This window comes from Catenibacterium sp. co_0103 (assembly GCF_004168205.1).
In the GTDB taxonomy this organism is placed as follows: domain Bacteria; phylum Bacillota_I; class Bacilli_A; order Erysipelotrichales; family Coprobacillaceae; genus Catenibacterium; species Catenibacterium mitsuoka_A.
Genome location: NZ_RCYB01000007.1, coordinates 32,879 through 56,558 on the forward strand (window position 1 = coordinate 32,879; position 23,680 = coordinate 56,558).

26 protein-coding genes and 1 pseudogene are annotated in these 23,680 nt (G+C 33.0%); 25 read left to right on the plus strand and 2 right to left on the minus strand.

Annotated elements, in window-relative coordinates; all coding sequences use genetic code 11:
- The first annotated feature begins 70 nt into the window (after positions 1–70).
- Together EAI80_RS02290 and EAI80_RS02295 are read left to right on the plus strand one after the other, a co-directional pair.
- Positions 71–1,471 (plus strand): PTS transporter subunit EIIC, encoded by a 1,401-nt coding sequence (locus EAI80_RS02290; RefSeq protein ID WP_238634356.1) that lies wholly within the window; start codon positions 71–73, stop codon positions 1,469–1,471.
- 672 nt (positions 1,472–2,143) lie between these two features.
- Positions 2,144–2,923, plus strand: a complete 780-nt coding sequence (locus tag EAI80_RS02295; protein ID WP_161220268.1) for an inositol monophosphatase family protein — start codon at positions 2,144–2,146, stop codon at positions 2,921–2,923.
- Between the two features lie 47 nt (positions 2,924–2,970).
- Here EAI80_RS02295 and EAI80_RS02300 read toward each other — a convergent pair whose 3' ends face one another.
- Complete coding sequence (locus EAI80_RS02300; protein ID WP_129980801.1) at positions 2,971–3,852, minus strand: YitT family protein; 882 nt, start codon at positions 3,850–3,852, stop codon at positions 2,971–2,973.
- Positions 3,853–4,047: 195 nt separating this feature from the next.
- On the opposite strand from EAI80_RS02300, the gene EAI80_RS02305 reads away from it, so the two are divergent.
- The 17 genes and pseudogenes from EAI80_RS02305 (at position 4,048) to EAI80_RS02390 (ending at position 17,688) form a co-directional block, all read left to right on the plus strand.
- The gene (locus EAI80_RS02305) at positions 4,048–4,884 is read left to right on the plus strand and encodes a phosphate ABC transporter substrate-binding protein (RefSeq protein ID WP_129980802.1); all 837 of its coding nucleotides are present in this window, start codon (positions 4,048–4,050) and stop codon (positions 4,882–4,884) included.
- The gene (pstC, locus tag EAI80_RS02310) at positions 4,874–5,791 is read left to right on the plus strand and encodes a phosphate ABC transporter permease subunit PstC (RefSeq protein WP_129980803.1); all 918 of its coding nucleotides are present in this window, start codon (positions 4,874–4,876) and stop codon (positions 5,789–5,791) included. Before EAI80_RS02305 ends, pstC begins: the two co-directional genes overlap by 11 nt.
- A 53-nt stretch (positions 5,792–5,844) precedes the next feature.
- On the plus strand, positions 5,845–6,708 hold the full coding sequence (gene pstA, locus EAI80_RS02315) for a phosphate ABC transporter permease PstA (protein ID WP_129980804.1): 864 nt from the start codon (positions 5,845–5,847) through the stop codon (positions 6,706–6,708).
- A gap of 14 nt (positions 6,709–6,722) precedes the next feature.
- On the plus strand, positions 6,723–7,475 hold the full coding sequence (gene pstB / locus EAI80_RS02320; protein ID WP_129980805.1) for a phosphate ABC transporter ATP-binding protein PstB: 753 nt from the start codon (positions 6,723–6,725) through the stop codon (positions 7,473–7,475).
- A 46-nt stretch (positions 7,476–7,521) separates the two neighbouring features.
- On the plus strand, positions 7,522–8,178 hold the full coding sequence (gene phoU / locus EAI80_RS02325) for a phosphate signaling complex protein PhoU (RefSeq protein ID WP_022425337.1): 657 nt from the start codon (positions 7,522–7,524) through the stop codon (positions 8,176–8,178).
- 14 nt (positions 8,179–8,192) lie between these two features.
- On the plus strand, positions 8,193–8,870 hold the full coding sequence (locus tag EAI80_RS02330) for a response regulator transcription factor (RefSeq protein ID WP_006507030.1): 678 nt from the start codon (positions 8,193–8,195) through the stop codon (positions 8,868–8,870).
- Positions 8,870–10,552 carry an ATP-binding protein gene (locus EAI80_RS02335; RefSeq protein WP_129980806.1) on the plus strand — a complete coding sequence of 561 codons (1,683 nt, stop codon included), beginning with the start codon at positions 8,870–8,872 and terminating at the stop codon, positions 10,550–10,552. The genes EAI80_RS02330 and EAI80_RS02335 overlap by 1 nt, the downstream gene beginning before the upstream one ends.
- Before the next feature lie 129 nt (positions 10,553–10,681).
- A complete protein-coding gene (locus tag EAI80_RS02340) occupies positions 10,682–11,122 on the plus strand; it encodes a hypothetical protein (RefSeq protein ID WP_129980807.1) in 441 nt (146 codons plus the stop codon).
- Positions 11,123–11,254: 132 nt separating this feature from the next.
- Positions 11,255–11,407 (plus strand): Ltp family lipoprotein, encoded by a 153-nt coding sequence (locus EAI80_RS02350; protein ID WP_129980808.1) that lies wholly within the window; start codon positions 11,255–11,257, stop codon positions 11,405–11,407.
- Between the two features lie 104 nt (positions 11,408–11,511).
- Positions 11,512–12,039 carry a hypothetical protein gene (locus EAI80_RS02355; protein WP_129980809.1) on the plus strand — a complete coding sequence of 176 codons (528 nt, stop codon included), beginning with the start codon at positions 11,512–11,514 and terminating at the stop codon, positions 12,037–12,039.
- A gap of 54 nt (positions 12,040–12,093) precedes the next feature.
- Positions 12,094–12,582 carry a deoxyuridine 5'-triphosphate nucleotidohydrolase gene (locus EAI80_RS02360; RefSeq protein WP_129980810.1) on the plus strand — a complete coding sequence of 163 codons (489 nt, stop codon included), beginning with the start codon at positions 12,094–12,096 and terminating at the stop codon, positions 12,580–12,582.
- 135 nt (positions 12,583–12,717) lie between these two features.
- Positions 12,718–13,664 (plus strand): annotated as a pseudogene (locus EAI80_RS02365) (CapA family protein).
- Between the two features lie 21 nt (positions 13,665–13,685).
- The gene (locus EAI80_RS02370; RefSeq protein ID WP_161220269.1) at positions 13,686–14,642 is read left to right on the plus strand and encodes an MmcQ/YjbR family DNA-binding protein; all 957 of its coding nucleotides are present in this window, start codon (positions 13,686–13,688) and stop codon (positions 14,640–14,642) included.
- 54 nt (positions 14,643–14,696) lie between these two features.
- Entirely contained in the window at positions 14,697–15,449 is a 753-nt protein-coding gene (locus EAI80_RS02375) for an alpha/beta hydrolase-fold protein (RefSeq protein ID WP_129980812.1), read from the plus strand.
- 14 nt (positions 15,450–15,463) lie between these two features.
- Positions 15,464–16,975 (plus strand): carbamoylphosphate synthase large subunit, encoded by a 1,512-nt coding sequence (locus tag EAI80_RS02380; RefSeq protein ID WP_129980813.1) that lies wholly within the window; start codon positions 15,464–15,466, stop codon positions 16,973–16,975.
- A 126-nt stretch (positions 16,976–17,101) separates the two neighbouring features.
- Positions 17,102–17,422: a type II toxin-antitoxin system RelB/DinJ family antitoxin gene (locus tag EAI80_RS02385; RefSeq protein WP_022425189.1), complete on the plus strand. Its 321-nt coding sequence runs from the start codon at positions 17,102–17,104 to the stop codon at positions 17,420–17,422.
- On the plus strand, positions 17,419–17,688 hold the full coding sequence (locus EAI80_RS02390; protein WP_006505231.1) for a type II toxin-antitoxin system RelE/ParE family toxin: 270 nt from the start codon (positions 17,419–17,421) through the stop codon (positions 17,686–17,688). Before EAI80_RS02385 ends, EAI80_RS02390 begins: the two co-directional genes overlap by 4 nt.
- 17 nt (positions 17,689–17,705) lie before the next feature.
- Here the strand turns inward: EAI80_RS02390 and EAI80_RS02395 are convergent, their stop codons facing one another.
- Positions 17,706–18,185, minus strand: coding sequence for a DUF1836 domain-containing protein (locus tag EAI80_RS02395; RefSeq protein ID WP_238634359.1), 480 nt, complete (start codon positions 18,183–18,185; stop codon positions 17,706–17,708).
- 114 nt (positions 18,186–18,299) lie between these two features.
- On the opposite strand from EAI80_RS02395, the gene EAI80_RS02400 reads away from it, so the two are divergent.
- The 6 genes from EAI80_RS02400 (at position 18,300) to EAI80_RS02425 (ending at position 23,568) form a co-directional block, all read left to right on the plus strand.
- Positions 18,300–18,902: a DUF4230 domain-containing protein gene (locus EAI80_RS02400; RefSeq protein WP_238634361.1), complete on the plus strand. Its 603-nt coding sequence runs from the start codon at positions 18,300–18,302 to the stop codon at positions 18,900–18,902.
- A complete protein-coding gene (locus EAI80_RS02405) occupies positions 18,895–19,629 on the plus strand; it encodes a copper homeostasis protein CutC (protein ID WP_129980816.1) in 735 nt (244 codons plus the stop codon). The genes EAI80_RS02400 and EAI80_RS02405 overlap by 8 nt, the downstream gene beginning before the upstream one ends.
- A gap of 2 nt (positions 19,630–19,631) precedes the next feature.
- Positions 19,632–20,375 carry an alpha/beta fold hydrolase gene (locus tag EAI80_RS02410; protein ID WP_129980817.1) on the plus strand — a complete coding sequence of 248 codons (744 nt, stop codon included), beginning with the start codon at positions 19,632–19,634 and terminating at the stop codon, positions 20,373–20,375.
- Between the two features lie 126 nt (positions 20,376–20,501).
- The gene (gene typA / locus EAI80_RS02415) at positions 20,502–22,328 is read left to right on the plus strand and encodes a translational GTPase TypA (RefSeq protein ID WP_129980818.1); all 1,827 of its coding nucleotides are present in this window, start codon (positions 20,502–20,504) and stop codon (positions 22,326–22,328) included.
- A 46-nt stretch (positions 22,329–22,374) separates the two neighbouring features.
- Positions 22,375–23,262 carry an FUSC family protein gene (locus EAI80_RS02420; protein WP_129980819.1) on the plus strand — a complete coding sequence of 296 codons (888 nt, stop codon included), beginning with the start codon at positions 22,375–22,377 and terminating at the stop codon, positions 23,260–23,262.
- Positions 23,263–23,349: 87 nt separating this feature from the next.
- Positions 23,350–23,568, plus strand: a complete 219-nt coding sequence (locus tag EAI80_RS02425) for a DUF6465 family protein (protein ID WP_022425172.1) — start codon at positions 23,350–23,352, stop codon at positions 23,566–23,568.
- The last annotated feature ends 112 nt before the right edge of the window (positions 23,569–23,680 follow it).

Consider the following 23,680-nt stretch of genomic DNA (forward strand, 5'->3'; position numbering starts at 1 on the left):
GAATAGTCCATCTTAGTGATGGACTTTTTCTATTGAAAAATGTAAGATGGGAGTGCGAAGGGGTGATGGGATGAATAAATTAGTAGATGCTTTATCCTGGGTGGCTATGAAATGTACTCAGAATAAATATTTAAATGCAATTAAAAATACCTTCCAGAATTATATGCCAATATCCCTTACAGGTGCTGTTGGAATATTTTGGATAAATGTACTAGTCAATGATCATGGGGGATTAGGTACTGTTTTTCCACTTATTATGGATTTAAAAATTTTTAATCCAATCTTTGAAGCATTGAATTATGCAGCTATTTCATGTATCTCTATCATAATTGTATTATTATTATCTAGTGAAATTGCTCAGGCGAATGGGGATTATGATATTTATCCTGTGATTGTTAGTTTTATATGCTGGTTGATTGTCACACCACATATTATTGATGGTCTTCATATTAATGTGCTATTACATACAGGTGGTGGTGCTATTATACATACAAAACTATCCACCTTTGTGCATATACCACCTTCTATAGGAATCACTTTGAAAGATTTTACTACGCAGGGAATAGGCTCAATTTATACATCTTTATCAGGACTCTTTACCGCAATGTTTGTCGCTATATTTGCGACAGAACTCTATCATTTATTAAGAAACTGCGATTGTCTCTTAATTAAGCTTCCTAGTCAGGTTTCTACCAATCAGGTATTATCATTCATGAATATTGTTCCTACGTTCTTGACATGCTTAATTATGAGTTCTGTCTCTTATCTTTGTATTCTAAGCACAGGTCATACACTTAATACAAATATATATAGTCTTATACAGCTTCCGTTACAGCTGATGGCAGGGGATAATTTAATTGCGGTTCTTGTTTTGTATTTTATTATCTTATTGTTTTGGACTGTTGGATTCCATGGGAAGAATCTTATGTTGCCTATCGTTGAATCTTTGTATAGACCATTACTCTATATTAATATGGCAGCATTTAATGCGGGGTTAAGAGGAAAAGATATACCATATGTATTCAATTCAACGATGTTTCAGATGTTTGGAGAAGTTGGTGGCTCAGGATGTACATTAGGGGTTGTGATATATATTCTTGTTTTTTCTCAAAGACATGATAATCGTCTAATAGCAAATATTTCTTTATTCCCAAGTTTAGCGAATATCAACGAAACAGTCATCTTTGGTATGCCCATTGTGCTTAATCCTCTATTATCTATTCCATTTATTCTTGCACCACTTGTCTCTCTTACAGCGGGTTATTTCCTTATTTCAATAGGATTCTGTCCACATGTGATCATGGAAGTACCTTGGGTTATGCCACCTATTTTAATGGGCTTCTTAGTTACTGGAGGAAGTATCTATGGGGCAATATCACATCTCATATGTATATGTATCTCAGTACTTGTGTATGCGCCATTTATTTATATATATGAGAGAAAACAAAAGAAAGAAGAATATATCTATTAAAGTGACAAAAAGAGTGGATTTATGCATACAAATTCGCTTTTTTTGTAACAACTATACAACATCCTTAAGAATACTTGTTTAATCATTTTGTTAGATTATTATAAAGATGCAAAAAGAAAATAAATTTTTGCTTCCTAAATCGTCATGAGATGTCCAGCTCATGACATTTTTTATTATTATCATTGATAAAATACCGATAAGATGATAATATATTATCATCTTAAGATTAAGGTCTTAAGATAGGAAAATCTAGTTATACATATCGTGAGGTATAGGGACCTCATGATCTTGTGCAGATATATCTGCATCTCCTGTACATTCTTATTCGGGTGCGAGGATAAGAATGATCACTGCTCGTAAGAGTATTGCTAATAATTAAATCCCTTATTGAACATGGATATAAAGTGAGTAATTAATGAAACCCTCATACTTTTAACTCATTATAACTTTGATTTTCCCAGGAACGCTGATCCTTTTAATCATTAGGGCATTGATTGAAAAACAGCCACTGCATTCATATTTCATCCATATCAAGCCAATAGAATATTTATGTAGTGCATGATCCTCCTTATGGAGGATTCTTTTTTTAACCAATTATTAATATACTCTTCACTCGATGATAACCATACTTATTGTATAAGGTGCTATACTTGTGCACAGAGAGGAAATTATATGAATTATGATGTCAATTATATAAAAGAAGTGCTTTATCATGCTGGTGAATATATTATGGGGCAGTTAAGGGATGATTCAATCTATTCTAAAGGGAAAGATGATTATGTAACCGAAATAGACCTCATTGTACAGGATCAGATTAAGACATGTTTAATGGATAAATATCCTGATGTACAGTTCATGAGCGAAGAACAGATCAATGAAGTGGATTTCAGTCAACCATGCTGGGTATTAGATCCAATAGATGGTACAACAAATCTTATTCATGATTACCATTGCAGTGTTATCTCGTTAGCATTGTTGGAAAATGGTGAACCAACAATAGGGTTGATTTATAACCTTTATATGGGTGAACTGTTTTATGGTATTAAAGGACAAGGTGCGTATCTGAATGAACATCGTATTCATGTAAGCCATCAAGAGAACCTCTCATTAAGCTTAGTATCTGTAGGGACAAGTCCTTATTATAAAGATGATGAAATGCTGGACAAGAACTTCTATACGATTAAGGAAGTTATGAAACATTGTTCTGATATACGTCGTAGTGGTTCTTGTGCATTAGATATTGCATGGACAGCGTGTGGGCGTGTAGAGGCTTATTTAGAACGTCGTGTCAAATTATGGGACTATGCTGCTGGTAAGGTGATATTAGAAGAAGCTGGCGGTATACTATGTGATTATCGTGGACATCCAATTAAAAACCAATTAATCACAAATTTAGTTGTAGGCAAAGAAAACGTTGTTCACGATCTGATATCTCAATGTATTAATAAGTAGGGTGACCTACTTATTTTTGCATTTAAAAAACCTGGAATAAATCCAGGTTAATCAATAGGTTCCTGATAGAACCTTCCTTTAACAGCATTTGTTTTGACTATATTCACAAAAGCCTGGTTATCAATACTTTTAATAATTTCATAAACATCATTGACTTCTGCAGCACTGACAACTGTATAAAGCATGACACGATCTTCATGTGTATGAGATCCTTCGCCAGTAAAACGAGTCATACCATGATGTGTCTTAACTAATAATTCTCTTTCTAATTCATCTGCTTTATTAGATATGATGAATAAAGTCATCTGCTGATCTGATTTGTGGAAAGTATCTATTGCCTGAGTAGATACGAACTGGAAGACAATAGAATAAAGAGATGCTTCAAATCCAAATAACATTCCAGAAGTTAATAATAGAATAATATTAAAACCTAAAATGATATTCCAAGAAGAGATATTCCACTTACGATGAATATAGACTGCAATAAAGTCTGTTCCTCCAGAACTTGCTTTACCATATAAAGCAATAGAAATAGCCAAACCATTTAATAAACCACCAAATAAAGCAATTAATAATGGATCAGTTGTCACCTTATAAGAAGGAATCAAATCAACTAAGAATGAGTTTAAAACAATCATTAATACACTATAACCAGTAAAACGTTTTGAAATAAGTTTAAAACCAATGATAGCTGGTATCGCATTTAATGAAATATTAAGCACAGAATAAGGTACAGAAATGTTAGCATACTTTAACATTATTCTCTGTATTAATAGAGTCATACCGGTAATACCACCAGGGACTAATTCACCAGCACGTACAAACGTCTTAATATTAAAGGCCATTAAACATGACGCAAGAATGACGCATACGAATGATTTGAGGGCTTTTATTGATTTTTTTTGTTGTATTTCCTTTTCATATAACATAAATTTAACATTTACCTCCGAAAATTCGACCAAATTGTACTATTGTTTATACTATAAAACAACCGTAATTATGTAAAAAGTGAAAAAACACATTTACATAATCTTAAGATAATACATACACAAATATGATTTTTTTGTTAAGGAGAAAAATTTATGATGTAGGTGTCTTAAGAAGACGGGAGGAAAAAAGTAAATATGAAAAAAATATTAACGCTTGTACTTACATGTGTACTTGCATTCTCACTTGCTGGTTGTGGAGGATCTAAAGATTCTTCAACTGCTGGTTCAGGAGATTTATCAGGAAAGATCTCACTTGATGGTTCTACATCAATGGAAAAATTTGTAACTGCCTTAGGCGAATCTTTCAAAGAAAAGAACCCTAACGTTACAGTTGAATCTCAGTTTACAGGTTCATCTGCTGGTATTGCTTCAGTATTAAGTGGTAAGGCTGATATCGGTGATTCTTCAAGAGCATTAACAGATGAAGAAAAGAGCCAGGGTCTTGAAGAAAACATCGTAGCTATTGATGGTATCGCAGTTGCGGTTAATAAAAATAATACTGTTAAGAATGTAACTAAAGAACAGTTAACTAAGATCTATACTGGTGAAATCACTAACTGGAAAGAACTTGGTGGTAAAGACGAAAAGATCGTTGTTATTGGTAGAGAAGCTGCTTCTGGTACGAGAGGTGCTTTCGAAGAATTATTAGAAGTAAAAGATAAATGTAAATATGCACAGGAATTAGATAATACTGGTGCAGTTGTTGCGAAATGTGCTTCTATTGAAGGTGCTATTGGTTATGTATCACTAGATGCAGTTGATAAATCAATCGACACATTACAGTTAGACGGTGTTGATTGTACAGTTAAGAACATCAAAGCTGGTAAATATGCATTACAGAGACCATTCGTAATGGCTACTAAAGGTAAAATTGAAAAGCAGTCTAAATTAGTTCAGGCATTATTCGATTACATTGATAGTGATGAAGGGCAGGCTATCATTAAAAAAGTAGGTCTAATCAGTGCTAAATAGCATTGTCGGTACCAATAAAAGTAGACAAGCATCAGAAAAGGCAGCCGCATTAATCGTTAGTGTATGTGCTGCTTTTTCAATAGTTGCAGTCGTCGCTATTACTGCCTACATGATCTATAGCGGCACACCTGCACTTGCTAAGGTTGGTATCGGAAATATCTTATTTAAAACAGAATGGGTTCCTTCTCAAGGAAAGTTTGGTATTCTTTACATTATCTTAACTTCTATTGTTGGTACTTTACTTGCAGTCTTAATCGCAATACCTGTTGGTTTATTTACTGCAGCCGCATTAAGTGAAATGGTCACTGGTACTCCAAAGAAGATTATGAAAGCAGCTATTGAATTATTAGCTGGTATTCCATCCGTTGTTTATGGGTTACTTGGTATCTTAATCATTAACCCACAGATGTATAAGTTAGAAAAGTTTTTTTATCATACATCTCATTCACATCAGTTCACTGGTGGGGCAAACCTCATTGCCGCAATTATTGTATTAGTGATCATGATTTTACCAACATTAATCAATGTCTCTGAAACAGCTCTAGAAACTGTTCCAAATCATTTAAGATTAAGTTCTTATGCACTTGGTGCAACTAAAATTCAGACAATCTTTAAAGTAGTTATTCCAGCCGCTAAGAATGGAATCATGAGTGCTATTGTGTTAGGTGTTGGACGTGCTATTGGTGAAGCAATGGCTATCTTACTTGTTGCTGGTAACGCAGTTAATTTACCTGCACCATTCAACTCAGTACGTTTCTTAACAACAGCTATCGTATCTGAAATGTCTTACTCAAGTGGTGTACATAGACAAGTATTATTTACAATCGGTTTAGTATTATTCATCTTCATTATGATTATCAATATCATATTAATGAAGATTCTAAAGAAGGGTGAAGAAAATGGATAAAGCAGATTCTAAAAAAAGTGTCAGCTACATCCCCATTAAAGGAAGTGAATGCTGTGGATAGAACGTTATATCATAAAAAGAAAAGAATAGGAGACACTATACTACGTGGACTTATTTACCTATGTGCTGGTTTCTCTAGTATCTTAATTCTTGTCATCATTGGTTATGTATTCTCTAAAGCCATCCCCCATTTCCATTTCAAGAATTTAATTGAACCAATGAGTCAGTTAATGAACCCTGAAGGTTTATTAGGTAACATCATCAATACTCTTTATATTGTCGTAGGTACATTATTATTTGCCTGCCCAATTGGTATTGGTGCAGCCATTTACTTAAATGAATATGCAAAGAATAAGAAGTTCGTTGCAGCTGTCTCATTTACAACAGAAGTATTATCAGGTATTCCATCTATTATCTTTGGACTATTTGGTATGATCTTCTTTGGTGAAATGTTAGGACTTGGTTATTCAGTTTTAAATGGATGCCTCACATTAACTATTCTTATCTTACCAATTATTATTAGAAACACTCAGGTTGCCTTAGAATCAGTTCCTTCTTCATATCGTGAAGCCGCATTAGGTATTGGTTCAACTAAGTGGTATATGATTCGTACTGTTATTCTTCCAAGTGCTATGCCTGGTATCTTAACTGGTGTGATTCTTGGTATGGGGCGTATTGTGGCTGAATCAGCTGCCTTATTATTTACAGCAGGTAGTGGTTATTTTATGCCAAGAGGATTTTTCACTCACTTAATGGAAAGTGGTGGAACACTTACTATCCAGCTTTATATGGCAATGAGTAACGCAGAATATGGACAGGCCTTTGTGATTGCGATGATTTTAATTATTCTTGTATTAATCATGAACTTTATCGCTAAGTGGCTATCAAGTAAGTTTAATGTAGAAAAAGCAAAATAATGAGGTAAATATATATGAATAAAATGGAAATTAGGAATTTAAACTTATGGTATGGTGAAAAGCATGCCTTAAAGGATACAAGTCTAGATATCCCAGAACATAAGATCACAGCGTTCATCGGTCCTTCTGGATGTGGTAAATCTACATTCCTTAAAACATTAAACCGTATGCAGGATTATGTAAAAGGGGTAAAGATTACTGGTCAGGTGACATTGGATAGTGAAGACATCTTTGATCCTAGAGTAGATACAACTTTATTGAGAAAGAAAGTAGGGATGGTATTCCAACAGCCTAACCCATTCCCAATGAGTATCTTTGATAACATTGCTTATGGACCTAGAATTCATGGGATTAAGAATCATGCTGAATTAGAAAAAATTGTGATTAGATCATTAAAGCAGGCTGCTTTATATGATGAAATTGCAGATCGTCTAGATACAAGTGCATTAGGTTTATCTGGTGGTCAGCAGCAGAGATTATGTATTGCGAGATGTTTAGCTGTTAACCCAGATGTTATCTTATTAGATGAACCTACAAGTGCCTTAGATCCAATCTCTACATCTAAGATTGAAGACTTATTAATGGATCTTAAGAAAGATTATACAATTGTGATTGTGACTCATAACATGCAGCAGGCTTCACGTATTGCAGACAATACAGCATTCTTCTTACAGGGTGAAATTATCGAAACTGGTGATACAGAAAAGATCTTCTCATTCCCTCAGGATAAGAGAACAGAGGATTATATCACTGGTAGATTCGGTTAATATTTAATAATCTAAATCAATATATTATAATGAAGGGGTAAATATTATGAGAAGTCGTTTTGATAGAGAATTAGATACGCTTAATGTAGATCTTCAAAAGATGAGTGGTCTTGTAGAAAATGCGTTAGAAAATACTATTGCTGCATTTAAAAACAAGAACACTAAGCTTGCGAAAGAAGTTATGGAAAATGATCGTATGATCAATGATATGGAACGTTCTATTGAATCTATTTGTTTTAAATTAATGTTAAGACAGCAGCCAGTGGCAAGAGATTTACGTATTGTAACTACTGCATTAAAGATTGTGACTGATCTAGAAAGAATTGGTGACCAGTGTTCTGATATTTGTGAAATTATCTTGGATTTATCTGGTGATCATATTTATAGAACAGTAGAACATATTCCAGAAATGTTAAAGACTGCAAAAGAAATGGTGCATAAGTCTATTGAAGCCTTTGTAGAAGGTGATGTAGATAAAGCCCATAACATTTCTAGAATGGATGATGATATTGATGCATTATTCTTGGATATTAAGAATGAAATCATCCAGATTATGAAAGAAAATAGTGAAAATGCAGATGACTGTTTAGATTACTTCATGATTGCTAAATATCTTGAAAGAATTGGTGATCATGCATCTAATATCTGTGAATGGTTAGACTTCATGGAAACAGGATCTATCAACCAGCAGCGTATTATTTAAGGGGGATATAACCAATGAGCGAACGTATATATGTAATAGAAGATGATGAGAATATTCAGGAAATTATCAAGTTATCTCTTGAATCAAGTGGGTATCAAATTACCCTCTTTAATAATGCGATAGATGCTATTGTCGCAATTCATGAAGATACACCTGATCTTGCAATATTTGATGTCATGCTACCAGAATTAGATGGTATTTCAGCCATTAAACAGATTAGAAAGACTAATACAACTTTACCTATCTTAATTCTTTCTGCAAAGGATCGTGAAATAGATAAGGTAAGAGGTTTAGATTCAGGCTGTGATGATTATATGACGAAACCATTTGGAGTGCTGGAACTTGCTGCACGTGTTCGCTCATTACTTAGAAGAAGCCAGCATCATTCAAAGGTTATTAAGACAACATCTTTAGAAATTGATAAGTCTAAGCATATTATTTTAAAGCAGGGTGAAAAACTTGAATTAACTCATAAAGAGTATCAGTTATTACTCTATTTAGTAGAAAATAAAGAACGTGTTGTAGAAAGAGAAGAACTTTTAAATAATATCTGGGGTTATGATTTTGTAGGCGAATCAAGAGCCTTAGATGTTCATATTCGTTCTTTACGTGCAAAACTTGGTGATGATGGACATCATTATATTAAGACAATCAGAAGTGTAGGTTATCGTTTTATTGAGGATGGTCAATAATGAGACAATCTATATTGAGGTATTTTATCTCACTTTTATTAGTATCTCTATGTATCTGTAGTGCAACGAGTATATTTATTATTTCTGGTTCAATGAAAGAAGATTCCGAAAGAGAAATGATGTATTCTGTAAAACTTATAGAATATAATCTAGACTACTCTAAGGATCTCAATACACAGATAGAAACACTTAATCCACTTGCTTTCTCTGATGATACAAGAATATCTATCATAGATGAAAAAGGTAAAGTTCTTGCAGATACATATAAGAATGACATCTCTTCTAATCATTTGAAAAGAGAAGAAGTACAACAGGCACTTCATTCTTCAAATCATGAAGGGTATGCAATGAGACGTTCTGAGACAACCAATCAGCCACTTCTCTATGCTGCATATTATAAAGATACCCACATTATAAGATTGTCCATCCCTTATTCAGGGGTATGGGGTTATTTTCCAGAACTTGCTCCTGCATTTGCGATTTCTATACTGATTAGTATATTATTTTCATACATAGTTGCACGTAAACTCTCTAAGAGAGTCACTCAGCCTTTGACAGAAATCAGTGAGTCTCTTAATAACATGACTGAAGACTATCGTTTTGAACTCCCAACAACAGATTATGAAGAATTTACACCTATTATTGATACAATAGAAAAACTTTCTCATCGATTAAGAAAATCTATGAGAGAAACAAGATTTGAACAAGATAAGATCAATGCGATATTAAGAAAGATGGAGGAAGGCTTCATCTTACTTGATGAGAATGGCATGATCTTAAGTGTCAATGATAGTGCTATAAAGATTCTAGGACCTTTAAAAGAAAAGGATAACTTAATAGATCATATTACTTATCCTAATCTTATAAATGCGTTAAATAGTGCACCTAAGAAACAGCGTATAGAATTAAAGATTCATGATTTTGATTACCAATGTGCAATCTCCTGCCTTCCATTTGGTACAGCACTCTTCTTTGTAGATATTACTGCAATGAAGAATTCACAGAAGATGAGAGAAGAATTCTTCTCTAGTGTATCTCATGAATTAAAAACACCTATTACAGCTATTAGAGGTTATAGTGAATTATTATCACAAGGATTCATCAATGATGAAAATCAGAAGAAGATGATGCTTTCTAAGATTCAAACCGAAGTGACTAATATGTCTTCTTTAATTAATGATATCTTGATGTTATCTAGACTAGATAGTGATGATTTGATTGTTGAAAAAGTTCCTGTTAAGATGCAGGCATTAATGAAAGATATTTCTGAAGATTATGAAGGTCTATTAATAAAATATAATGTAGAGCTTCATATAGATGTAGAACCCATTACTTATATTGGAAATGGATCTCAAATAGAAACATTGATTTCTAATCTTGTAAGTAACGCTATTAAGTACAACAAAGAAGATGGTCATGTTTATGTTCATATTTATAGTAAGAAAGATAACATGATCATTGAAGTCAAGGATACAGGTATTGGTATACCTCTTGCAGACCAAGGCCGTATTTTTGAAAGATTCTACCGTGTTGATAAGGGACGTAGTAGAATCAAAGGTGGTACAGGTTTAGGTCTTGCCATCGTTAAGCATATTGTTTCTTATAATAAAGGAACAGTGAAATTACATAGTCAATTAGGAGAGGGGACTTGTATTACGATTACTCTTCCTAACAAATCATAAGCTGTCATCGTACAGCTTTTTTAATTAATTTTTCTAGACATCTATTAATAGTTGTTCTCCAGCACTTACTCAATACATCTTTTGATGGATAGTACTACAATATAGTTGTCCAAGGAAGGGTATGTTGATATGATTTTATTTCTATTATTTTTAGTTTTACTTGTACTAGGCATTGTGTATTTCATTAAATTAAAGAAAAACAATGAACCAAAAGATAAGGCGAAAAAGACATTACTGGCTTCACTTGTTTTCTTTGTATTATTTGTGATTCGCTGTGTATCAGTGGATGCATTTGTGATGCTTGGCTTCATCGCTTTTGTATTAGGCATCGGTTATCTTGTATATTACTTGTTTAAGAAACAGCCTAAGAAAAAAGCATTATGTATGATTCTTGCAGGTTTCTTGGTTTTTGCATATGCAGGCAGTATCAGTGATCCAGAACCAATTGAATCTTCACCTGAAGTAGCTACTACAAAGGAAGCTAAGAAGAAAAAGAAAGTAGAGAAAGTAGAAGTTGCTGATTTGAGTCAAACAGATGCACAGGCTTGGTGTGATCAAAATGGATTCTAGTTAAGTAAAGAAGAAGATTTCTCTGATAGTATTGCACAGGGAGGATTTATTAGTCAATCACCTCAGGCAGGTACACAATTAGAAAAGGGAAGTACTGTCACTGTTCATTATTCAAAAGGTAAAGAACCTACTATGGAAGATAAGAATGCACTCGCAAAAGCAGAATCTTACTCATCTATGATGCATATGTCTAAGGCGGCTATCTATGAACAGTTAACTTCAAGCTATGGAGAAAAATTCACTGCTGAAGAAGCACAATATGCGGTTGATCACCTACCACAGTAACTCTTTTAATAAAAGTATGAATGAAGCACAAATAAGTGCTTCATTTTTTGAAAATACACAGTTATTCCATAATAAATATGTATAATGCTTACAGGTGATAAAGCATGAAGATACTCTGGTTAATCGCACTTTTGTTGACAGGTGGGTGTTCAACACGTGCCAATTCAAATTATATTGCACAGGAAGTAAGAACATTCTATTCAGGTATGTTGAATGGGGAAGAAATTTCTATTACATGTGAAGATAGAGATTATAAGACAGCTTTCTTTAAAGAAATGAATAAGAACCTACATAAGAAGGAATTTAAGGATATTGATTCTTATGTAGTAAAAAAGAATTTAGATATTGCTTATACAATGAAGAAGGATAATAAGATTGTGCGTTGTTATCATGGAAATATGAAGACAGGAGAGAATTCTTCTCTTAAGTATTTTCTTACAATTTCAGTTCCTAATAATGATTTAAATAGTCCACGTGTAGAAAAGTCTACATTTACTTTTTCAGATAAGCGAAATGTTGCGATAAGTATAGAAGTAAACCAGGGTGATCATTATTGTAATGCTGTAGTGAAGGATACAAAAACTGAGAAAACTTATAAAGAATTTAAATATCGTTTTGACTCACAAGTCTAGAGTAAAATCTAGGCTTTTTGTGTATAATATATATAAGAGCGAAAGGAGATTGAAATGAATAGCGCTAAATTTTATAAAGTATCTTATGAACAATTTCAAACAGGAATGGAAAAGGAAGATGTAAAGGACATCTATGATGCGATTAAGCTTCCACGTCGTGCAACTAAAGGATCTGCAGGATATGATTTTTATACACCTATTGATATACATTTAGAGCCTGGAGAAACAGTAAAGATTCCTACAGGAATCCGTTGTGAAATGAATGAAAGATGGGTATTAATGATTTATCCTAGAAGTGGTTTGGGATTTAAATATCGTCTACAGTTAAATAATACTGTCGGTGTAATTGATAGTGATTACTTCTATTCAGATAATGAAGGCCATATCTTTATTAAGATGACAAATGATTCAAATGAAGGAAAAGTAGTTGATGTTCAGGCTGGCCAGGGTATTGCCCAGGGAATCTTCATGACATATGGTATTACTGAAGATGATGATGCCATTGAAACACGTAATGGTGGATTTGGATCAACAACTAAATAATTTATGAAATATAAATTTCTTCTTGCAATTATGTTACTTCTTTCAGGATGTAGTACACCTCCTAAAGAAGAAGTAAAGAAAGAGACACCAAGTGTTTCTTTTGTTGCTGTAGGAGATAATCTCTATCATCAATGTATGCTTGATGAAGCCAAGACTTCTAGGGGTTATGACTTTTCAAACTATTATAAGAATATTAAGAAGTATATCCAGGCAGATTATTGTTTTGTGAATCAGGAAACAATATTAGGGGGGGAGGAAAACCTTCTGGTTATCCTCTCTTTAATGCACCTGATAGTGTGGCAGATGATTTAGAAAAGGTAGGATTTAATATAGTGAATGGTGCTACCAATCATGCATATGATCAAGGGGCATCTGGCATATTACATTCCATTCAGGTATTTAATAGACATCCTCAGATGACTTATTTAGGACTCTATGAGAATGAGGAAGAGAAACAAAATATAAAGATAGTAGAAAAGAATGGTATTAGGATTGCATTTCTATCTTTTAATCAATATGTGAATGGTGTGACTTATCAGAAACAGTTACCTTATATGATTAATTTTCAGGAATCCACTATGATGGAGAATATAAAGTAAGCAAGAGAAAATGCGGATATTGTGATAGTATCCTGTCATTGGGTTATTGAGTATGATTATCATCCTAATACATTCCAGAAGAATATGGCTAAGCAGCTTGCAGATGCAGGTGCAGATGTGATTATTGGAACACATACACATACATTACAGGATGTAGAATATATTCAAAGAGCGGATGGTAAGCGTACATTAGTTGCTTATAGTTTAGGTGATTTTGTAAATGGCATGTTGGAAGAATCATGTCAATTAGAAGGTATGCTTTCTTTTGATATAGAAAAAAAGAAAATTAAGAATGTGGTATTCACACCACTTGTGAATTACTATACTTTAACAGGCAAAAAAGAAAGACATGATTTTTCTGTTTATCGTTTGAAGGATTATACGAATGAGTTAGTAGAGAAGCATGGTTTTCCTAATCTGACTATTCCTCATATGAAAGAAGAAGCAAAACAGAAAGTAAAGAATATCAAAATTGATATGTAAGGCATTCTTTGGAGGTTTATGATGAAGGATTATAGACGTTATCACTGTGATGAGAATAAACTTATTGATTATGGATTTAAGAAACAGGAGCATAATTATATATATAAGAAAGATATACTAGATGGTGATTTCAGGATAGAAGTCATTATAAATAGTATTTTAGATGCAAAGGTTTATGATACTGATACAGATGAAGAATATACAAATATTCATCTGGTAGGTAAGCAGGGAAAGTTTGTACAAAAAGTGAGAACTGCATATGAAGACTGTATAGAGGATATATTGAATCATTGTTTTGTATATGATTATTTTATTTTTCCTCAATCTAAACGTTTGATGCATCTTATTGAAGAAAAGTATCATGTTCTTCCAGATTGTCCTTTTACTAATGGTGATTCATTTGTATTTAGAAATAATGATAAGTGGTTTGGACTTATTATGCATACAGACTATTCTAAGTTTTGTGATAAACAAGGAGAAATAGAATGTTTGAATATTAAGATTTCTATGGATACAGTGAATCATCCTTCTATCTATCCAGCTTTTCATATGAATAAGAAACATTGGATCAGTATACTATTAGATGAAACATTGAGTGATGAAGATATCATGTCTCTTGTTGATCAAAGCTATCATACTACTGTGATATGTGAAGATTGGGTTATTCCTGCTTCTCCTAAACGTTTTGATTTAATAAAGGCATTTCATCAAAGCGATTATATAAGATGGCATCAGAAAGGGAATATTCATCAAGATGCGAATGTATATATCTATTATGGTGCTCCTTATTCTGCAATTATGTATAAGTGTCAGGTAGTAGAAAGTAATGAAACAAGTATGCTTCTTAAACGTCTAAAAACATATGATCCTACTCTTTATCCATTGGAAGTACTTAAGACATATCAATTAAGAACTATAAGAAGTGCTAGGCATATTCCTAAAGAATTAAATGAGTATATAGGAAATACCGATAAATAAGTGAATTATCTAGTAAATATGATATAATAGGCAAAGGCAAAGGGGGCTTTGGGAATGAAAGTAGAATATTATAAAGAGTACAGTCCATGTCTTGAAAGAGATATGGAATATAAGGTGTATGGACATGCGGGAACACCTATACTTGTATTTCCATCACAGAACGGTAGATTTTTTGATTTTGAAAACAATGGCATGGTCGCTACAGTAGAAGACCTTATTGATAATGGGAATATACAATTATTCTGCTGTGATAGTATTGATCTAGAAACATGGAGTGAAGAAGGCGGTCATGATGTTGGATCTCGTTCACATATGTTAGAACAATATTATCATTATATTGTAGATGAATTAGTACCTAGAATTATTGATATTAATGCGATGTGTGGTACACATGCAAAGGGTATTTATACTACAGGATGTTCATTAGGTGCATCACATGCAGCTAATTTCTTATTTAGAAGACCGGATATTTTTAGTGGATGTATCGCATTAAGTGGATATTATGATAGTGATTTATTCTTTCATGAGTATGTGGATGATAATGTTTATCGTAATAGTCCTATTAAATATATTGAAGGTATGAGTTATGATCACCCATATGTAGAAATGTATAGAAAATGTCGTATCGTATTATGTTGCGGCCAGGGTGCTTGGGAAGACGAAATGGTTCGTTCAACTAGTAGAATGAAAGAACTATTGGAATATAAGAATATTCCAGCATGGATTGATTTCTGGGGATATGATGTAAACCATGATTGGGATTGGTGGAGAGTACAGTTCCCATATTTTGTAAAGAGAGTAATCTAGGAGGAGAAGAATAGATGAACGTCGTATTTATATCACCACATTTTCCAGAATATTATCATAATTTCTGTTCGCGTTTAAAAGATCGTGGTGTGAATGTATTAGGTGTTGGAGATTGCCCATATGATATAATCAGTGATGACACAAAGAATTCATTGACTGAATATTACTATGTAGGTTCTTTAGAGAATTATGATGAAGTATATCGTGCATGTGCTTATTTCTCTAGTCATTATGGAAAGATTGACTGGATTGAATCTGAAAATGAATACTGGCTAGAATTAGAAGCAACATTAAGAAGAGACTTTAATGTGACTACTGGTCCACAGATTCAGGATATGCGCTGGATGAAATTTAAATCAGCTATGAAGGAAGTATATAAGAGTGCTGATTTAAAGGTGGCTGACTATATTAAGTTAGATACACTTGATGAAGCTTTAGAGTTTACTAAAAAGAATGGTTATCCAGTGATTGTAAAGCCTGATAATGGTGTAGGAGCAACTCATACTTATAAATTGAAAGATGATGAAGAATTAAAAGACTTCTATAATCATAAACAGGATTATATTGATTATATTCTAGAAGATTTTGTGCCTGGTGATGTTGTAACATTCGAAGGTGTGACTGATAAGGATAAGAATATTTTATTCTCTACAAGTCATTATATGGATACTTCTATTATGGATACAGTCAATGATGCATCTGATATCTATTTCCATTCTGAACCTGTAGAAGGTAAACCTATTTATGAAATTGGTGAAAAGGTTGTTAAAGCATTTGATACAAGAAGCCGTTTCTTCCATTTTGAATTCATTAAATTATCTGAAGATAAACCAGGATTAGGTAGAAAAGGTGATTTAGTTCCTCTAGAAGTGAATATGAGAGCACCAGGTGCTTTTATTCCTGATATGATGAACTATGCTTATGATGTAGATACATATACTATTTGGGCAGATATGATGATCTATAATACTTGTTTCTATGAAATTGAAAGAAAGTATTATGTAGGTTATGTAGGAAGACGTCTTGGTATTGATTATGAATTATCTGATGCAGAAGTTGCTGATAAGTATAGAGAATATATCAAGATTGAAGCAGATATTCCTCAGGTTCTTGCACAGGCTGAAGGTAACCATATATTTGTTTTCCGTGCTAAAACTAAAGCAAAGTTAAATGAAATTACTAAGGCGATTATTGCACATAAGAAGAAAAAGGCTGCATCTAAGAAAGCAGTCAAGAAGACAGTGAAAGCTGTGGCTAAAAAGGTAGAAGAAGTTAAAGAGCCTGTAAAGGAAGTAGTGAAGGAACCGGTTAAAAAGACCGTAAAAGCTGTGACTAAGAAGGTTGAAGAAACTAAAGAACCAGTTAAAGCAGTTGTGGAAACAAAGAAAGCAGAAGTAAAAGCAGCTGTAGAAGATACAGTAAAGGTAGTAGAAGAGAAGAAAGAAGAACTAAAAGAAGTAGTTAAGAAATCTCCTCGTGCTAGAAAAGCTGTTAAGAAACCTAGACATAAATCTAAAAAGCGTTAATTAAGAAACTGTGATGAAATGATTTCATTTCTGATCAGTTTTTTTCTTTATTTGTTTTCTGTATATACAATGTGTTGACTGTTAATTGAGTGATGTTTATAATAGTTGAGAAGGAGTTTATGAACTATGAAAAAAACAACACTAACAGTGGCGACAGCACCCAAAACAAGCACTTTTCAGATGCGTATTAATCCAGAAATCAAAGCACAGGTAGAAGGAATCTATGCACAATGTGGTATGACACTTACTGATGCTATTAATGCATTTATTCAGCAGTCTATTAATGTAGAAGGAATGCCTTTCTTAGTAACCGCAAATAGTAAACAGGCATTAAGAGAACAGGCAATCTCTCAGTTAATGATTGAATTAGATAAAGGTGAAAAAGCACCTGCAGATGATAGTATTTCTGAAGAAGATATCTTAAAAGAATTTGGAATTGAACTATGAATCTAAGATATACAAGACAAGCACGTGCTGATTTAAGAAACCCTATGCGTTTGAATCCAAAGATAGTGAAACTATGTGCTGTATTAAAAACACACCCTGAAATAGGTGGTCAGCTATCTAATAGAACTGGATGGACAACAGATCTTTATTATGTCATTGCAGGAAAATATAGTATTTTTTATAAATATGATCATGACACAGTAACAATCATCCGTATTCTAACAAATGAAGAAAAATATATGAATGTCATTTTTGGTGATAAGTAAAAAAGGATTGAATAAACTCAATCCTTTTTTAGTGCTTCTTCCATTGTTTCTTCACCAAGAAGATTATCAGATACCTTGATCTTATAGACAGAACTTAAGATACATTTATTATATATGTCTGGTAGTTCTGAGTCTAAATAATTTGTCTTAAGGATACGCTCAAATACGTCACAATACATATTATAGAATTCAGATAATTCTTTCTGACTCTGTTGTAATTGAATAAGCTTAGAAATCTCATCTAAAGAGAAGACCGACTTTAATAAACAAATTAATGTGAAATAAGCAATCTGTTCTCTTTCATATTTCTTCTTTATAGGTGCTTTTACTAGCTTATGTTTGACATAGTTATTGATCATTGTTTTTGTGATAATAGCGTCATTGTCATTTTTTAAGAAAGACAAACTCTTTTCTATAATAGATACAACCTGATCTATATAGAGTGGAAAATCTGGTATTTCTTCCCATCTAGAAATATGTACATTATCGTAATTCATTTTCATCACCTACTTAAAAACTATCATTTATTGTATTTGTTGTCAAATCATCTAGACTATAAAACGAACTGTATATATTTTTCTTTATCTGCTATAATTTGGTTGGTGATGAAAATGAAAAACAAATTTAGTTTAAGATCAATTATAGTCATTATTGTGTTAGTTATTGTTGTGTTTGTGGGTGGTATGTACTTTGGAGGACGTAGTACACCAGCTAAAGAAGAAATCACTTCAACAGCTTTAACACAGAAAATAAGAGATATTAATGAATTAGCTGTATCTGAATATGATTATACAAAAGTAGGGAAGTTTTCTAATTCATTAAAGTTTAATGGCTGGACTGTTCCTTTAACACAGAAGTCTTTCTTAATTACTTATGAAGGTAAGATGAAAGCAGGTGTTGATCTTTCTGATGTACAGGTAGAAAAAACAAATAATAAGATTATCGTGAAAACATCTGCAGTAAAGATCTTATCTAATGAAATCGATGAGAATTCTATTAAGGTTTATGATGAAACAAAGAACATCTTTAATCAGATTTCTATTACAGACTATAAGACTTTCGCGAAAGAACAGAAGAAGAAAGTAGAAAAAGAAGCGATTAAGAATCAGTTCTTAGAAAAGACTGAAACTAAAGTGAAGAAAGCCATTAAAGATCTTATTTATATGACTGTAGATCAAGAACAGTATGAAGTAGAGGTAGAAGTGAGTGAATAAGCTAGAAGTATGTTGTGGCAGCTATGAGGATGCAATGAATGCATATCATGGTGGTGCGAAAAGAATTGAATTAAATAGTGCGTTAGCGTTAGGTGGATTAACACCTACTATTGCATCATTAGAACTTATTAAGAATAATACAGATCTAGAAGTTATTTGCATGGTAAGACCCAGAGGTGCAGGATTTGTATATAATGAATTACAATCTGAACAGATGATTATCGAAGCAGAAGAACTATTAGAACATGGGGCTGATGGTATTGCGTTTGGGTTCTTGGATCCTGATGGTAAAATCAATAGTGCACGTACAGGTGAAATGGTCTCTATTATTCATAGTTATGGTAAGACTGCAGTATTTCATAGAGCTTTTGATGTATGTGATAATCCAGATGCAACAATTCATAGATTAATTGAATTAGGTGTGGATAGAGTACTTACAAGTGGTATGAAGTCTACTGTGAGTGAAGGAGTTCAGCTTATTAAGGAACTGCAGGAGAAATATGGCAATCAAATAGAAATATTGGCAGGTTCTGGAATTAATGAAACAAATGTCGTAGACATTATTCACTATACAGGTATTCATCAGGTTCATTCTTCATGTAAGAATTGGAGAGCAGATCCTACTACAGCCAATGATTATGTATCATTTAGCTATAATGGTATTAACTATGATTATGTAGATAAAGAGAAAGTGAAGAGAATGGTTTCACTTGTAGAGGAGGCTTAATTATGCAGCAGTATTGTGAAATTGCGACACCTAAGGGTGTTATGAGAGGATTCTTCCATGTGCCTCATAGAAAAGAATTCCCTGTATTATTAATATTCCATGGTTTTACAGGACAATGCACAGGAACTAAGTTTTCCTATGTTTCTTTATCACGTTTATTAGAAGCGCAGGGTGTCGGTACTTTAAGAATGGATTTTCTAGGTAGTGGTGAATCAGATCTTACCTTTAAAGAAATGACATTTGATGATGAATTATCATGTGCACGTATTCTATTAGAAGAATTAAAGAAGATGCCTCAAGTAACAGATATATATGTCTTAGGACATTCTATGGGTGGTGCAATTGCGAGTGAACTTGCTAAAATTTATCCTGAAGATATTAAAAAACTTGTATTATGGGCTCCTGCCTTCAGTTTACCAGATTCTTTAGACTATCTTACAGGATCAGTAGAAGAAGCACCTGTTTATGATCATAATGGATTTGAAATCAGCGATGCTTTTGTAAAGGATATGCTTCAAAGAGATTTCTATAAGAACTTAGATACATATAAGAATGATTTATTAGTCATTCATGGAACTGAAGATAAAACAGTACCTTATGCAATCAGTGAAAGATATACAAAACTATTTGGTAAGCAGATGATTTTCCATCCAGTTGTTGGTGCATCTCATAATTATGATAATGCGGATCATATTCATGAAGTTCTTTCTACAACTTATAAATTCTTAAAAGAACAGGTTATGTAAGCCTGTTCTTTTTTGAAAAAGAGTTGAGTTATTCAATATTTAATAAATTTTCTCATCTTGAAAACTATTCTTTATTGAAATGAAGACGAACTATGATATAATCTAAAAATTGAAAGAGGTGCGATTATGAATATTAGAAATATAGCAATTATTGCTCATGTTGACCATGGTAAAACAACATTGGTTGACCAGCTTATTAAGAAATCTGGAACACTTGAAGCACACGAAGAACTAGCTGAACGTGCTATGGATAGTAACGCTTTAGAAAGAGAACGTGGTATTACTATTTTAGCAAAGAATACAGCTATTCATTATAAAGACTATAAGATCAACATCATGGATACACCAGGCCATGCTGACTTTGGTGGAGAAGTAGAACGTATCATGCACATGGTGGATGGTGTTTTACTTGTAGTTGATGCTTATGAAGGTACAATGCCTCAGACTCGTTTCGTATTAAAGAAGGCATTAGCTGCTCATGTTAAACCTATCGTTGTTATCAACAAGGTTGACCGTCCAGTTGTAAGAATTCAGGAAGTTATGGATGAAGTTCTTGAATTATTTATGGAATTAGGTGCTGATGATAATCAGCTTGATTTCCCAACTGTTTTCGTTTCAGCATTAAATGGTACAAGCTCATTAGATCCTGATATTAGTACTCAGGTTCCTAATATGGACTGTTTATTTGATATGATTATCAATGAAATTCCTGCACCAGCAGTAGATGTTGGAGGTGGTTTACAGTTACAGCCAGCTTTATTAGACTACAATGATTATGTAGGAAGAATTGGTATTGGTAGAATTCAGAGAGGTTCTATTAAAGTAAATGAAAATGTTGTATGTTTAAGAGCAGATGGTTCTAAGACACAGTTCCGTGTTCAGAAGTTATTCAGTTATTTAGGTATGCATAGATTTGAAGTAGAAGAAGCAAGTGCTGGTGATATCGTGGCTGTTGCAGGTTTAGCTGACATTGGTGTTGGTGAAACAATCTGTGAACCAAGCTGTGAAGAAGCATTACCATTACTTCATGTAGATGAACCAACAATCCAGATGATTTTTGGTACAAACACTTCACCATTTGCTGGTCAGGATGGTAAGTTTGTGACTGCATCTAAGATTGAAGAACGTTTATTCAAAGAAACAAACAAGGATGTATCTTTAAAAGTAGAACGTATTCAGAATAAAGAAGAATGGATGGTAAGTGGTCGTGGTGAATTACACTTATCTATCTTAATTGAAACAATGAGAAGAGAAGGATATGAATTACAGGTATCTAGACCTCATGTTATCTTAAAGGAAATCGATGGTGTAACATGTGAACCATATGAAGATGTAGAAATCGAAGCACCAGATGATTGTATTGGTTCAGTTATTGAATCATTAGGTTTAAGAAGAGGTATCATGGAAAACATGGATTCTATGGAAGGTATGACTAAGGTTCATTATATTGTACCTTCTAGAGGTTTAATTGGTTTCATGACTAACTTCTTAACAATGACTAAGGGTTATGGTATTATTAACCACTCATTCTTAGAATATCGCCCATTAGAAGGTGAAGCAGTAGGTGAAAGACAGTTAGGTGTTCTTATTTCTATTGAAACAGGACAGACTACTGCTTATGCACTTGGTGGTGTAGAAAGCCGTGGTGTGATGTTTGTTGGTCCAGGTGTAGAAGTATATGAAGGTATGATTGTTGGGGAACATGCAAAGGACAATGACTTAGTAGTAAACGTTACTAAGGGTAAACAGCAGACAAATACACGTTCATCTACAAAAGATACAACAGTTGTATTAAAGAGACCTAGACACTTCAACCTAGAAGCTTGTCTTGACTATATTAATGAAGATGAATTAGTAGAAGTCACTCCAAACAATATCCGTTTAAGAAAGAAATATCTTTCTGAACTTGATCGTAAGAGAGCTTATAGATCTAAAAATTCAGCATCAGAATAAGGGGAGTAATGAGAATTACTCTCTCTTTTTTTAACAGGAGTACGTTATGAAAATTAAAGAACTCACAACTATTGGTTTTAAACCAACCCCTAAAAAAGACTATTATTACTACATTCAAGATCATTTTTATTTATTATTACAGGTATTACCTCATCATAAAATAGCTTTATTATTGACTACAGAAGATAGTAAGCATCAAAGAGATATACTAGAACAACTCTTTATTAAAAGAGATGATGTAGAACGTATATATTCTAATGAGAAAGGTGCAGGACTTGTTTTATCTAAGCGCATTAAAAAAGAAGAGTTAGAGAATATTATCTTAACACTCAAGAAAGAAATTAATCAGTCACCACAATGTCATCACTGTCATCAAAGCAAATCATTAAATGTCTATTTATTAGATGATGAAATAGATATATTATGTTCTGACTGCTTTAAAAAACATGAACGTATTACCAAACACACTGCTTCACCACTTGGAATACTTGGTGCTTTTATTGGTGCAGTCATTGGAGGTATTATATGGGCTTTTGGTTATAACCTAGGTTATATCATCTGTCTAGATGCCATACTATTATCATTGCTTAGCTTTATTGGATATAAGAAGCTAGGACACTATATTGATCAAAAGGCAAAGATTATTATTTCTTTAATAGATATTCTTGTATTATTCTTTGCGCAATATGCTTCATGTGCATTCTCTGTTCAGGCAGCCTTTAAACGTATTGGTACATCAAGTGTTTCATTTATTCAGGCATTAGTTGTTGTACCAGGGATGATGTTTGATTCAAGTCTGATAGGATTACTTCTTGTGTATTTACTTTATGGTCTTATTTTGATGATCATTACTTTGATTATTTTGTTTATATATGACAAGCGTAAAAACAGTTACTATTTTACATATAAATGTATAAATGGTGAAAATAGTTGATATTTTCAAGAAAAATGGTTGATTGTAAAAGGAAAAGTGTTATATTAAAGGTGGTTTTTATCATACTAGGAAATGGAGGATACAAACATGAAAACAAAAATTGAAGTACAGTTCATGAATAAAGATGTTAATGTGTCTGATATCGAAAAATTAGTTAAAGAAGATATCAAAGCTAACGGAATCAAGCTTAACACTCTTGAAACTTTAGAAGTTTACTATAAACCTGAAGATAGCGCAGTGTATTATGTAGCAACTACAAAAGATAAAAAGGTTTATGGTGTAAACAACGATCCATTACATATTTAATGTAAAAGAGGCCTTTATAAGGCCTTTTTTTGTTGCGTGTGCCGGGCATGGCACTAATTCAGTCGGAGATAGTCTGACCACAGGTATTTACCGCCAAGTGTAGTGAACCACA

Bases quoted from the DNA above. Each gene is read 5' to 3' on its own strand.
- EAI80_RS02360 (WP_129980810.1), top strand. From the start codon at position 12,094: ATGAATAGCGCTAAATTTTATAAAGTATCTTATGAACAATTTCAAACA.
- EAI80_RS02390 (WP_006505231.1), top strand. From the start codon at position 17,419: ATGAATCTAAGATATACAAGACAAGCACGTGCTGATTTAAGAAACCCT.
- EAI80_RS02290 (WP_238634356.1), top strand. From the start codon at position 71: ATGAATAAATTAGTAGATGCTTTATCCTGGGTGGCTATGAAATGTACT.
- EAI80_RS02400 (WP_238634361.1), top strand. From the start codon at position 18,300: ATGAAAAACAAATTTAGTTTAAGATCAATTATAGTCATTATTGTGTTA.
- EAI80_RS02420 (WP_129980819.1), top strand. From the start codon at position 22,375: ATGAAAATTAAAGAACTCACAACTATTGGTTTTAAACCAACCCCTAAA.
- phoU (WP_022425337.1), top strand. From the start codon at position 7,522: ATGAGAAGTCGTTTTGATAGAGAATTAGATACGCTTAATGTAGATCTT.
- EAI80_RS02425 (WP_022425172.1), top strand. From the start codon at position 23,350: ATGAAAACAAAAATTGAAGTACAGTTCATGAATAAAGATGTTAATGTG.
- EAI80_RS02385 (WP_022425189.1), top strand. From the start codon at position 17,102: ATGAAAAAAACAACACTAACAGTGGCGACAGCACCCAAAACAAGCACT.
- EAI80_RS02370 (WP_161220269.1), top strand. From the start codon at position 13,686: ATGAAGGATTATAGACGTTATCACTGTGATGAGAATAAACTTATTGAT.
- EAI80_RS02355 (WP_129980809.1), top strand. From the start codon at position 11,512: ATGAAGATACTCTGGTTAATCGCACTTTTGTTGACAGGTGGGTGTTCA.
- EAI80_RS02340 (WP_129980807.1), top strand. From the start codon at position 10,682: ATGATTTTATTTCTATTATTTTTAGTTTTACTTGTACTAGGCATTGTG.
- EAI80_RS02375 (WP_129980812.1), top strand. From the start codon at position 14,697: ATGAAAGTAGAATATTATAAAGAGTACAGTCCATGTCTTGAAAGAGAT.
- pstB (WP_129980805.1), top strand. From the start codon at position 6,723: ATGAATAAAATGGAAATTAGGAATTTAAACTTATGGTATGGTGAAAAG.
- EAI80_RS02305 (WP_129980802.1), top strand. From the start codon at position 4,048: ATGAAAAAAATATTAACGCTTGTACTTACATGTGTACTTGCATTCTCA.
- typA (WP_129980818.1), top strand. From the start codon at position 20,502: ATGAATATTAGAAATATAGCAATTATTGCTCATGTTGACCATGGTAAA.
- EAI80_RS02300 (WP_129980801.1), bottom strand. From the start codon at position 3,852: ATGTTATATGAAAAGGAAATACAACAAAAAAAATCAATAAAAGCCCTC.
- EAI80_RS02395 (WP_238634359.1), bottom strand. From the start codon at position 18,185: ATGAATTACGATAATGTACATATTTCTAGATGGGAAGAAATACCAGAT.
- EAI80_RS02295 (WP_161220268.1), top strand. From the start codon at position 2,144: ATGAATTATGATGTCAATTATATAAAAGAAGTGCTTTATCATGCTGGT.
- EAI80_RS02380 (WP_129980813.1), top strand. From the start codon at position 15,464: ATGAACGTCGTATTTATATCACCACATTTTCCAGAATATTATCATAAT.
- EAI80_RS02350 (WP_129980808.1), top strand. From the start codon at position 11,255: ATGGAAGATAAGAATGCACTCGCAAAAGCAGAATCTTACTCATCTATG.
- EAI80_RS02335 (WP_129980806.1), top strand. From the start codon at position 8,870: ATGAGACAATCTATATTGAGGTATTTTATCTCACTTTTATTAGTATCT.
- EAI80_RS02330 (WP_006507030.1), top strand. From the start codon at position 8,193: ATGAGCGAACGTATATATGTAATAGAAGATGATGAGAATATTCAGGAA.
- EAI80_RS02410 (WP_129980817.1), top strand. From the start codon at position 19,632: ATGCAGCAGTATTGTGAAATTGCGACACCTAAGGGTGTTATGAGAGGA.